The following is a 12,847-nucleotide window of genomic DNA, read 5'->3' on the forward strand; positions in this document are numbered from 1 at the left end:
CGCGCCAGCTGGCGGAACTTGTTGATGATGATGGTCCAACTCACGAGCGAGAAGATAAGCAACACCGCGATGGTGATCTTGCCTTCCAATGTCGCGTGGCTCAGCGCAAACGCCACGCCCCCTGAACTCATATCCATCTGCACATCACCTATTGTTGGTCAAAACACAGCCTCAAGCGAAAAGTGTCCGTAGTACGAGCCGGTCGGCGTGAACGGACCAGTTCTGAGCGTCCAGGCTGCGTCGTACCGGAAGCGGAGATGGTCGCTCAGCGTGAATCTTGCCCCAAAGCCGGCCCCTTCCAGCGTTTGACGAGCGATCTGCCCGGGAATCGGGTCCCTGATCCACAGAAACGCCATGTCGTAAAACGCCACGAAATTAAGGGTGCGCCGGATGTTCTCCCTGAAAAATTGCGGGATCGGCGGGCTGCTGACTTCGACGCTGGCATGGAATGCATTGTCTCCGACCGCTTCATATTCGCGATAGCCGCGCACGGACTCCATGCCGCCGGCGAAATACTGCTCCGTGGGAATCACCGGCTCGCTGACCCATTGCCCGTCTACTTTGGTTGAAAGGCCGAACTCCTGGGGCAGCCTCTGGTATCGATCGATCCAGCCCTGCACGACCAGAAATGTGCCTGTCGAACCGTGACGCACTCCCGGCATATTGAGCGGATTGTTGACATCTCCCTCAAAATCTTGCCTCGAACCTCCGGGAACCAAACCGGCCACATACCCTCTGGTGGAGAGCGTGCCTTTGGTAAAGCTCCATTCGTCTTGATGCACGCCGATGTATCCAATCGACGCAGGTGTGTAGGTGATGGCATTGCTGACGGTAACAGTGGTCCCATCGGGAGCTTGCGCCTGGCTCTGGTCGAGATGTTTGTAATCTACGCCAAGTGACAACTGGTGCTTGATCGATGCCCAGACACCCAGTGGAAATTGATAGCGCCCGCCTGCAATGACCGCATTTCCGATGATGTCAAGTCCTCCGCCAACCGGAAGTGGGCTCGCACTCAGCCTGGCATTGCTGTGTGCAGTGGCACCGTAGAACACAAGCTGCTGATCGGGCGAGCCCAGCGGCATCACATAGTTGCCGCTGTACACTTCCACCGCCCCCCAATCTTGCGGTGTCTGACTGGTCTGCAGCGTGATCGAATGGTCCGCATCAAACAGGTTGGTATATTGCACTGCGGCGTTCAGCCTGAGCCGCGGCGTCGTTGGTACTCCTCGGTTGTTCAACTCAATCTTGCCGTGCACCGGCGGTCGATCATTCGCTTTCAATTCAAGATTTAATTGCTCGGGATCATCAGTGGGTCTGAGAATTGGCACGACTTTCAAGTCTGGATTCGTGTTGAGAGCATCCAGCTGCTTCAACACGGTCGGCTCGTATAACAATGCACCGACCCCGATTGCGGGCAATTTATTACGAATGTACCCTTCCGAAAAGAACCGCGCATTGGTGACTTCGATAGACTTCAGCCTCCCTTCGTACACCCTGAGTGAAACGACACCGTATGTGACGGTTTGTTCGGGCACCGTGACTGCCACAGTGGGATAGCCCAGTTGCCGATAGGCCTGCTCGAGCGTGGCGCGAGCTTGCTCAATATCACTGAATCGACGTTTTGGGCCTCGAAAGGGGAACAGGATGGCCTCGACCCGATCTGGCGACAACAGCGTATTCCCCTCGACGAAGAAGTCCCAGATAGCAAATGGCGACTCCTCGACTTGGGGAGGAGCCGCTTGCTGAGTGGTGGGATTGGAACTTGAAGACGCTCCTGGTGACTTGCCATCACGATCCGACCGCGGCTGATCCGAGTCAGATACGCTGTTCTTACGACCGTTGGCACTCGGAGCCTGCGTCGAGCCAGATGCTTCCTCGTATGGGGCGCCGCCGGCACTATAGAGTGGGTCGATCCATGCTGCAAGAGCGAAGGCAGCAGTCATGAATGCCAGACACTCCTTCCGACCACGTCTCTTGTCGCCAACGCCCATTGGTGCCAAGACTTGTCGAGGTTGTTGCGAGTTTACCGGTCACGCTCCCTCCAAGCCTGGAGGAACCGATTATGCTTTTGACTCGTTTCGCTTCCTTTCGAGAACGCGTCCCATTCCAATCAAACCTGTGAGAAACAAAATCGCGGCTCCCGGTAGAGGCACAGCGGCCACTTGAGCCATTCCTTGGAGAGTAAAGCTTCCCGAGGTCAGATGCGGAATACCCGTGAACGCATGGGTCCAGGAAATATTAAATGCGTCCGTCGTCTGATTGAACGACCCGGCCGCAATACCGCCGATGTTCAGCGACCACCACGTGGGCCCGCTCATCCAACCCCACTTCGTACTGCTCAACCCTGTAAACAATGACGAAAGATCCACCGTTATCGTCGCCCCCGATGTCGTTCCTGACGGCGGCGGAAAATTAAACGTTGGTTGCCCCGAGCTCGTAAAGATGGAAAATGTGAGATGGGAAATTGTGATCGGGGGAAAAATGTTCGGGGGCGGCTGGTACTGCCCCATGAGCAATTGACCATTTTGCGTGAATGTGCCGGAGACGGTACCCAGCGAACCAAAGTTTAAACTGATCGACCCACCGGTGATGTCCAACTCTGTGACCGTCGCAGCCTCTCCAGCCGTATAGAGCAAGACCGTCAATGCCAATATCAGCACGCAACAGAGAAACAGTCGTTGTGTAAACATCGTCTATTCCTTTCACCGTGAGGCGCCACGAAGCGCCTCACGACTGCCGTCGCGGCACCGTTGCGCCGCGACGGCACGCAATCTCCTGCATTACCGGCAAGCCGTGTTAAACCCTGGGTTATACTGGGTCGGCCCCTTCACTGGCCCTTTTTGAATTGACATTTCGCTGACCACCGGATTTCCAGGTTGCCGGAGATCTTCTGCCCAGAAGAATCCAGCCGGCGTTAGCGACAGGTTTTGAGCAATGAGGTTGACGTATTGCGTCCAGAGCGCCTGGTTCGCATCAACCGGCGATGTCCGTTGAATACCGACCCAGTCAGACCAGAAGGAATAGCGCCCGCAGCGGAAATCCTTTTGCGACGTCGCACGTTCCGTCGCCGTGGGAGCCTGAATGTTCCCGGGCTTGACATAATTGCTGGGCAGGTCTCCATCAAGCGGCACCGGATATCCGCCGTTCATCTTTCCGACATTGCCGGCACCAAAGTCTGTCGAATTGGACGCCTCATCGGCACGGTTGTAGGAAATCGCGTTTGGATTCGCAGTGCTCGTCGGCGACGGGGTGGTTCTTCCCTGTACACAGGTGAGACCGTCCATAACCGTCGGTGCAAGGTAATTATGATCGCCCTCGAATGGTACAAAGGGCGTTCCGCCCGCCACTATCCCATAGGTTAGCTGAGCAGCATCCCGCATCACGATCGAGTCAAAGATGATACGGGTCCCAGCGGTGATGGGCCGGGAACAGGTCACCACCAGCTGATCCACCGACGCGTTGAAGACAGTTCCGATCGGGTCGAGATTGGGGAATCCGTCACCATCGGTATCCGTCGCAGGATAGACGCAATAGCCGAGTTGATTCCAACTCGACACTTGTCCACTGAAGATCGCTTCGACTTGCGAGCGGGTCAGCGTAATTTTTCCGTTCGCACTGTTGTCAGTCGGATTGCACTTCTGCACCCCATTGCCGACGATCATCACGAAGGGAGTGGCGGTAATCGGGAAGGATTGGACTCCCGTATCAAGAATGGGCGCAGCACAGGCACCCGTCTGGTCGCACATAGTCGCCGCAAAGTTCGTCCCCTTCGTATCGGAGGTCGCGAAATTAGCGTTAAAAGGGGGGCTGGCGAGTTGGGTACAGCTTTGAAAGCTGTTGTACTTCAATCCTGTTCCAGGATCGGTTTGCGGGTTCCCGGCAACAGCAGTGCATCCTGTACCGCCCGGGACGATCGAGGTGAACTGCGAGCCGGTAGAAGTCAACGGCTGCTTGATCGCGTTGTAGGCGAAGGCGGAAAAGCCTCCCGTGTAACGAAACGTGAAGTTGGGAACGCCATTCAACGTGCACACCCAGACAATCGAAGTGTTGGCCGGCATGACGACGCCTGGTTGGAGTGGGTCCGAGAGGTTCGCCGCGTTGGTATAGCGGTTCGGGGTCGGGGCACCGCTGCTGGGAGGGTCACAGAGGGCGAGTGGGACCGCGTAGGCGGCACCGGCCGGAACAGGCGGAGGGCCAACCACGGCGTTCGGATTGGTCACTCCCTGATAATTTTGTCCGTGCGTCGAGCCGACGATGTTCAAGTCGGCGAAGGCGACATTGACTGGCCCGCTTGCCACGGCCACGAAGACCAGGGCAATCAGACAGAAGGCTGTGCATCTTTTCTGGTACTTCCACGTCAACATATCCATCGGTATTCTCCTCGTCGTGATGATGGTTCGAATTTCTGTGCCCGAATCAGTTTTGCTGACACCCCTCTCCTAGTTGAGCTTCCGACGCGCGATGGTGACCAGACCAACAAGCCCGGTCCCAAAGAGCACAGCAGCCGCTGGCAGTGGGACCGCCGAAGGTGTGCAACCAGCGCCACCACAAATAAGCAGTTGTCCGTTGGCCATCAAGACCGCAGCCCCAGCGTCACTGAGGACATTGCCGGACACCACGCCCTGAAGGATCGTCAACGTCGTCCCTAACGTCCCCTGCATGCCAAACCCAGTGAATGAGCCCTTCAAACTGCCGTCCACTCCCATGGTCGAGGTGAAGGAAGCTGGATCGCTCGCCGCGAGCAAGAGCTCATTACCAAGAGGCGCTGAGACGCTGCTAATAAGACCCTGCCAGGACCTAATGGCCCCGTTGGTCTGGGACACGGAGTACGAGTTTCCTGATGCCAGCGTGTCTGCCGTGTTCAGTTGCGAGCCGGCATTGATGAAGGTACTGGACGCGGGGATACCGGACCCGAATGTGTTTCTCACGAGGGTAAATTCGACCGGGTTGGTTCCACCAACCGCTAACATAGGATTCAATGTGCTGAGATTGAGATCGACGAGCGTTTGGGTCGCCGGGGTAAGCAATGACGACGCGGGACCCAGGTCTCGATAGTATTCCGTGCCGTTGCCATAGACCGACAGGACCAAGTCACCGCTGTTAATCGTAAACGCTCGAGCTTCGGACCCGAACCCGCCGATTCCCATGGTTGCCGCGAACATGACAACCAGGATCTTGGCTTGGGCTCTCCAGAATCTCTGAGCCAAACTCTGTGCCATGGTGTTCCTCCTTTAATTCCATATATGAATGTGACACTTGCTATCTCAAGGCGAACGTTGAATGAGTGTTGTTCCCTGCTCCGACCTCCTTTCATGAAGCTCACACGCCGCCCGTCGTGTTTGCCGTTTGTGATTATCGCTGTTCCCACCCTTCGCTCATCATGTCCAAGTTCTCGCTCACCTCACCTATTCCGATTTTGTCTCAACTTTGATCCTGACTTTGTCCTTGACACGCAGCGACCCCGTCGCTGCCTGCTGCTTACTCTTCTTGCCCGATCGATCGGAGACGGTTTTTGCACTGCCCACTGGTTCAGAAGACTTGGCATCGTCGGCAGCCTTTGAACTGGTCATCGACGTGGTGGCCACGGCGGCCATCACTGAGGAACCGGGAGTGATGGCGCCGACACTGCCGCTAATGGACCCAAGGTTCAGTGTGCCTCCGCCTGTCCCGCCTGAGAGGCCGCCGAGATTCACCGTGAACGATCCCACAAAGCTACTGAGACTCCCGACGACGGATCCGCCCGCCGTGACGTTTGCCCTTCCTTCAATCGTTCCCCCGTTCAGGTCGAGATTGCGGCCCGCCTCGATCGTGATCAGTCTCCCACGGATGCCGGCCGGAGGAACCACGACATCACGCGCCGCAATCAAAGTGACGTCGCCGAGCTTCAAAGGTGCGATGAACTGGTTGAAGGTTTGGTTGTACTGCGCGATCCAGGCATCATGCGCAGCGGGAATCTGGGGCAGAAGTGTTGAGACGTCATGCCCCAGGAATTGCGCGAGCATCACCTGCTTTTCAAACGGTGAGAGGGGATTGAAGACTGGATAATTCAGCGGCGAGGGATCGTCAGGATGGAAGGTAAAGATCCCGCTGCCTGGAACCGTCGGCGTGAATAGTACATCTACCGGCTGCCCGAGTGCATTGACTTCCGGCTTTCCGGTCTTGGGGTCTATTGCCTGCACTCCTGTGTCAATGACGTACTGCACCATCTGATCTCTGCCTCCACTTCCCGCATTGATATCCCCTGCTGTCGAGGTGAGGGAGATGTTGCCGCCGCCGAAGGAGGCGATGCGCGAGAGTTGCACATCGATGTCACCCATCGATTTAATCTGGATGGCGCCGCCTCGCATCGTCAGAATCCCTGTCGCAGCATTGAAGCCACTGTTCTGGTTCGTTCCCACCAAGACCTGACCACCTACCGGCCGCTCGATCGAGACCGAGCGGGCGTCCACCAGCGAAACTTGTCCCCCTACGATCAGCACTAGGTTCCCGTTCACCAGGACCGGTTTCCCCTGGTAGATGACTGGCGCTACAGTATTCCCATTGAACGTTTGTGCCGGAAATTGGTCGAGCAGGAGACCGGTCGTGGTGATTACGGGCTCCGAGCCGGTGAGTACCAGGGGTTTCCCGGTGTTCGGATTCAGAACCGAGTTCCCACCGACGACCACGACATTTCCGCCAGAGACCGTCTGCGTGCTGGCCTGCGACACCACAGGTAGCCCGTTGAAGATGGTTGGGTTGCCAGACGCATCTACCGCTGCATCCTGGCCGATTCCGTGGATCCAGATGCTGGCACCGTTATCGGTTTCGATCCGGGACTGGCTCATCAGAAGATTGCCGCCGATGTTGATATCCAAGAGACCGCCTTTGTTGGAATCGAGCGTGGGGGTGATACTCGATCTCATAAGGATCCCCTGACTGTTCGCGAGATTCAGATCTCCCCCGGCTGAAATCTTGGCGGTGCCGGTACCCACGAAGGTGAAGCCAGACACGGTGAACTGTGAGGTGGGCGTCGTCAAGTCGATGTTCCGAGCAGCGGAGATGATGGCGCTGGGGATCGGATTCCCAGCAGCATCTGTAAGTGTATTCCCGGCGGCATCTGTTAGCACCGGCACGGGAATTGATGTGAATAACACGTTCGTCAGATCTCTCCCGGATGCGATGGTCACGGTCGGGAGGATATTGACTACCGGGCTGGCCAGATCGAATTTCAAGCCACTGATATCACCGGTGGTCGTAGTAAAGCTGATCGAACCAGGTTGCTGAGCGCTCCCAGTCGCGATCGTGGGACAGGTCTGACAGAGCGAGATCGTGCTCCCCAACCCTGTGCTACCAATCGTGCCCTGGATACTGTTCCCGGCTGAAAACGCCAGGTTCCCCACTGAGGAGGGCCAAAAATCGAGATTTTCTGTTTGAACGGTGATACTTCCGTTTGGTGCCGAGACTGTGAAGCTCGGGGGTAACACATGTGCCCAGCTTTGGCCCAAGTTGAAGTTGTCCTGAGGACTCAGGAAGATGTTGCCGTTTTGGGCGATAAACGTCGCAGAGCTCGCAGGATTGACGGTAAGCGCGCTGAATGCATTTTGCGCGAATCCTTCCCCAGCTCCCCAATCCTGGACGTTGTTGATATAAATGTTGCAAGGAGGCAGGGAACAATTCGTACCAGCGGTCACGTTGATATGCGCAGGAGGCCCAGGCACGCCTAGGAAGGTCGCAGATGTGCTACTGTTGTCGATAGTAAGCGACCCGTTCCCCAGCATGAAGGTGGCATACCCGTTGGGAGGCCCATTGGGATTGGGAGTACCAGGAACATAGATGGAGCCTAGATTGCCGCCCACGTTCACAGTGGCCGTTCCGTTCGCGATATAGAATCCAGGTCCCGTAGGCAGCCCTCCTTCGAGTCCACCTAAAAAGTCCCCACCGGTTGTGATGCTCAGATTGCCGGTACCTTGCAGGCGGATGCCAGCATAGGACCCGTTTGACGAAAGTGGAGTTGCGAAGGGAGCAATGAGATTCAGCCCTGCATTGATCGTGATGTCTCCACCGAAGGTCCGGATTGTAGTGAACTGGGTGCTGCCTCCATCCGGAGCAAGCTTGATATTGCCGGTTGCATTGAGGGTGATGGAGCCTCCGAGACTTGTCGACAATGTGGAATTGTTCAACACGATATCGACCGGGGTCTTTGTCGTGTTGTTCTGTGCGGTCGCGACGATATTCCACCCGTTGAGAGCGCCTTTGATCGCACCAGTAGGACCAGGGTTCTGTCCATTTTGAATTGACGTGTTGTTAAAGGTCAGATTGTTCCCGCTTATGAATTGCAAAGTGCCGATCTGAGTGGGCGAGGTAAGCGCTCCTACGTTAACGAGGTTATAATTCGCATTCACCACGAGGTCCGTTCCGTCAACGGATGAAAACGTGATGTTCGACACGCCGCTGCCGGTGAAACTTTGGAAATCGGCCGTGGTCACTGGCGTCGACGGATCGATGAGAACGCTTCCACCAGTGAAACCGGGCAGCGCACGACCAAGAAATTGTCCCGCCAGCGTGACTGAGGCCCCGCTCACCTCCACAGTTCCTCCGTTGCCTCCGTTCACTCCCCCGGAGACGTCAAGCACAGCGCCCTGTTGAAATGTTGTCTGACCGGTTGTGAGATCCGACTTCACAAGGATCGAGCCGCCGTCCGAAACCCCCTGCGAATTGCCCGCCGCTCTCGTCACACTTCCAGGCGTGAGAGTGATTCGCTCACTGGCCACAAGTTCGATTTTCCCGTTTTGTTGTCGCACGCTGTTTGCTTGCACGACGCCGCTTTGTGTCACTAACCGTCCAATCATACTGACCTGTCCGCCGTCAGCGACCAGGCTTTTGAGATTTAAGGCTTCGCCCGCAGGCGCCGTGACCTCTACGATAAACCCGCGCCCATCCGCTCGATCCGAGAGGTAGGCCGTGGTGCCGGCGGCCAACGCGATGGTGCCGCCCGGGCTTGTGATCACCCCGTTGTTCGTCACATTCGGCGCGAGCAGATAGACGCCGAACGGGCCGGAGGAGATCTGGCCTTCGTTCCGCACAGGGCCGTTGGTCGAAGTCCCTGAGAATTGATATTGGCCGTTCACAAAATTGGCGTTCGTCATATTCAGAGAGGACGCAATCAACCCGTTCACATTCACCTGTGAATTGGGACCGAAGAACACGCCGTTCGGATTAATGATGATGACCGATCCGTTCGCAACCAACGAACCGAGAAATTGACTGGGGTCGCTTCCCACAATGCGGTTGAGCGCAATCGCGCTGGTCGAAGGCTGGACAAACCTGAGGATCTCGCCGTGATTGTTCCCAAGGCTGTTCCAGTTGATCCCCAGCAGTTGTGTTGACTGGTTCACTGTCACATTCGATGTGCCGAGCCCGGAAACCGTTCCGCTTCCCAGCTGCACAACCGGATTGGTGGCAACGGTCGACTTGGCCTGTACGAGTGGAGGCAACTCCGAGCCCATTGACATAAGAACACCGGTGCACGCGAGAACGATGCTCCAACTCCTTGCACGAGCTGATGCGGACATACTATGAACGCTGTCATTCTTGACGGAGGCCGGTTGCTTTTGTCTTCGAGACGTCATGGTCCCCTGCCTTACGCAGCAATGCCCCTGGTAGATCTCGCCAGAGCCGCTTTGTGACGTATATGGCTATAGGAGTCATAACGTCAAGTATCCTGAATCATATTTGATAGCGCTGTAACACGACCGCAATCTTCAGCCGGTGTTCCTGTTGACCTCTCCATCGTTCATGTCGTCTATCGATTACACAATCCATCATAATTGACTTAGGATATTGTGTGTATATGCATACTTGACATTTCTGTCAGCTATTGTGTATCCGTATCTTCCCGCTCGCGAACCCGTTGAACCGCGCGAAGACTAGAGTTGAGGCTGGCCGATGTCGTTACCAATTCATAGCAGCCCATTCCTCTCCGTATTTCTGTTTTCAATCCTTGGAGCTCTCCTCACCGATTGTGCTCGCCTGCCGGAAACAACGAGAGTGCTGCACGACGACGATCGCGTCATGGTGACACTGGAAACAGATTTCCATGCCCCTTCAGGCAGTCGCACAAGTCCAACAGACATTTCAGCTGAACAATTGACAAAGCTATTGCGCGGCTTTTCCGTTCGCCCGATCTCTCGCCTTCCGATTCCGGTCCTGGCCGATGAACGGCCGCCTCGGAAGCTGCTACGCGAAAGAGAACTCGAGGTGCTAGCCCCTGTTCTTCATGAAGCTCTGTTAAAAGTCGGCTTCCATGAGCGGGTTCGATTCGAGGTCGTGTCACCAGGACGCAATCCACGGTACTGGCGAGACGTGACCGGAGGGTGGATCAGGATTCGGGACCGATATTTTCACCTGCACGTGGACTACTACCACGTAGAACAGCCGATTCGTAAGATTGACGCGTACGATCCCTATTACCCCAGTCCGTGGACCCCCGAACAGAATTATGCCGTGTACTACGAGCCTCAGGGGCTCTATGTGACCGATCCCATGCTCGATCAATCTGCCGTGGATTTAGAGAGGTTTTTCGAAAGGGCGTCGCCATAAAGACGGAAGGATTTCCGTGTCGTTGCCCGCGTATCGGACCCAGTGAAAAGGTCCCAATGAACGCGAAGCCGTCACGCGTCTTGCCATGTGGTGTACCAGAACCTTGGGCGTCCTGTATGACGTATGGACGACGTCAACAGGTGGATGGAAAGGAACATTGCTGATGGTCCTCGTGTGCGCGAGCCTGGGACATGGGCTGTGCGATAGATCTGAGGCCGCGAACGGAGATTCGCCTCGCTCAATGCAGCAAGACGGACCGCTACCGGCAATCGATGAGATAGACCCGATCACCAAATTTCTTCTGGATGATGCCTATGCGCAGGGACGCATAACTCAGCAGCGGTACGCGGCTCTCGTGCGGGAGTATGAGGAGCAGGCCTATATCCGCCAACCATCTTACAAATTCTGGTATGAGCGGGGGTTCAACCTAAGCACGAATGATAATGCATTCCTCCTACGCATTCGCGGGAGACTCGATACGCAGTTCGTCCAGCAGTATCGCAATTCAGCCTGGCGAAACCCCGGCGACGCGAAGGACTTTCCGGACATTGACGGTGTGTTTGGCGACTACCGCATCAACCGGTTTGACGGCGAATCTTCGACGGCGAACCTGCGACGAGCCCGCCTCTATTTTATGGGACATGTGTTTAGTCCGGACATGAAGTACTACGTCCAGCTGTCAATGGATTCTGCAAGTGGCAGTTCGCAGACCCAAAGCAATGTTCAACTGCTCGACTACTTTGCACTGAACACCATGGTGCCCTGGCTGAACGTCCAGGTCGGCCAATACAAGGTCTACTTCAACCGGTCCCAGATTAATTCCACCGCGTCGATGCAGTTTGCAGAGCGCGCGCTGGCGATGGATGCCTTTCCGGCGAGCGGATTGGATAGGCGTGATATAGGTCTTACCATCATGAACGACGAGGAACGGTATCCCCTGAATTACTATTTTGGAGTCTTCGGAGGCTCGGGCCCCAACTTTACCACCCTTGGGAACACTGAAAGCGAGCAGGTTCAGCAGAATTGCCCCGGCGGCCAAACACCAACCAATGTTCCTCTTCCCACCACCACAAACTGCCTATTGGCTGGTCCTCCTTTGAATCAGACCAATCCACTTCAGCGCAACCTGAACGCGGATACCCGCACAAACCTCAATCGCCTCATGTTCTCCGCTCGATTGAACTGGAACGTCATGGGTCGCCCCGGCTACGGCGAAGGAGACATTGCCTACTCGGAACGGCCTCAGTTGGCTATCGGCGGTGGATACGCCTACAATCCTAAGGTCAATACCAGCACGAACAACGCGTTCATCGGCGAGGACCTGGCGAATTTGACCATTCGTCGTCTGATCGCCGCGAGCGGCAACGGACGAGAATTGGGCTGGGGGACCGTCGATTTTTCTACTTGGACGGTTGATGGCGTATTCAAGTACCGGGGCTTCTCTCTGCAAGGTGAGTTTGATTTCAAGAATGTGAACCGCCGCCAGAAGGGTCCACCCTGCGTTCAGTTCCTCCAGGAGATTGTCGATACCGGACCCATTACCTGCACGGCGTTCGCCCCTCAACAACTGGGCAATGCTTTCGGCTGGTCGGTCCAAAGCGGGTACTACATCATTCCGCGCTATGTCGAAGTGGCTGCCCGTTATGCCTATTGGGACCCGGACACCAATGCTCCAGGTGATCTGATCAAAGAAGTCAATGTCTCGCTCAACTGGTTCCTCAATGGAACGTACGACCATTCGATCCTCATCACCTATAGCAACATCTCCATGGGGACAGGCGGGTATGCCATCGGGCGGAGCAATCCAATGCCACTCGCGCAGACCGTTGGTTCTTCAACCCCATCAATATTCTATCCCAACGGACCTGTTCCCGTTGACGCCGTCGGCGGCACGTTGATTCAAAACGCGATCACAGTTCAGTACCAACTGTTTTTTTGAGCAAGGGGTACGTGAAAGAAATGGCAGAACCTCGCTTGAACAATCTCGAAGTAAGGAGGTCACTATGTCCGAACTAGACGAAGAGCTTTCTAGGCAAAAGGATGGCCATACGGTCCGCTGGTTCGGTTCTGCCGATCTGTCGGGACCACCTTCATGCAACGTGCTGACCGGGGTTGTGACGTCTCGAATGAAAGGATTGACTCGGACCACGCTGCGGATTCGTGTGGGTGAACGAACAGACCTTCGCGTTCGGTGGTCGGCAGCTTCAGAGTCAGAGGATGCCGTCGATATCGGGCACCCAGTTGGTCTCACGATTCCCGAGCCGGCGGT

General features: G+C 56.0%; 8 protein-coding genes. 3 read left to right on the top strand and 5 right to left on the bottom strand.

The annotated features are described in order from the left end of the window. Positions 1–158: 158 nt before the first annotated feature. From VEI50_08495 to VEI50_08515, 5 genes are all read right to left on the bottom strand, one after another. On the bottom strand, positions 159–1,943 hold the full coding sequence (locus VEI50_08495; GenBank protein ID HXX75155.1) for a POTRA domain-containing protein: 1,785 nt from the start codon (positions 1,941–1,943) through the stop codon (positions 159–161). A 117-nt stretch (positions 1,944–2,060) separates the two neighbouring features. Continuing rightward, on the bottom strand, positions 2,061–2,690 hold the full coding sequence (locus VEI50_08500; protein ID HXX75156.1) for a hypothetical protein: 630 nt from the start codon (positions 2,688–2,690) through the stop codon (positions 2,061–2,063). Between the two features lie 90 nt (positions 2,691–2,780). Next, positions 2,781–4,370 carry a hypothetical protein gene (locus VEI50_08505; GenBank protein HXX75157.1) on the bottom strand — a complete coding sequence of 530 codons (1,590 nt, stop codon included), beginning with the start codon at positions 4,368–4,370 and terminating at the stop codon, positions 2,781–2,783. Between the two features lie 69 nt (positions 4,371–4,439). Continuing rightward, positions 4,440–5,219: a VPLPA-CTERM sorting domain-containing protein gene (locus VEI50_08510; protein HXX75158.1), complete on the bottom strand. Its 780-nt coding sequence runs from the start codon at positions 5,217–5,219 to the stop codon at positions 4,440–4,442. Positions 5,220–5,405: 186 nt separating this feature from the next. Beyond that, complete coding sequence (locus VEI50_08515) at positions 5,406–9,491, bottom strand: filamentous hemagglutinin N-terminal domain-containing protein (GenBank protein HXX75159.1); 4,086 nt, start codon at positions 9,489–9,491, stop codon at positions 5,406–5,408. Between the two features lie 433 nt (positions 9,492–9,924). Between VEI50_08515 and VEI50_08520 the strand changes: the two genes are divergently transcribed. The 3 genes from VEI50_08520 to VEI50_08530 all read left to right on the top strand — a co-directional run. After that, positions 9,925–10,578, top strand: a complete 654-nt coding sequence (locus VEI50_08520) for a hypothetical protein (GenBank protein ID HXX75160.1) — start codon at positions 9,925–9,927, stop codon at positions 10,576–10,578. A 241-nt stretch (positions 10,579–10,819) separates the two neighbouring features. Further along, complete coding sequence (locus VEI50_08525) at positions 10,820–12,517, top strand: porin (protein ID HXX75161.1); 1,698 nt, start codon at positions 10,820–10,822, stop codon at positions 12,515–12,517. Positions 12,518–12,581: 64 nt separating this feature from the next. Further along, positions 12,582–12,847, top strand: a 266-nt coding sequence (locus tag VEI50_08530) for a hypothetical protein (protein HXX75162.1), incomplete at its 3' end; no start/stop codon positions are given.

This window comes from Nitrospiraceae bacterium (genome assembly GCA_035623075.1).
GTDB lineage: Bacteria > Nitrospirota > Nitrospiria > Nitrospirales > Nitrospiraceae > DASPUC01.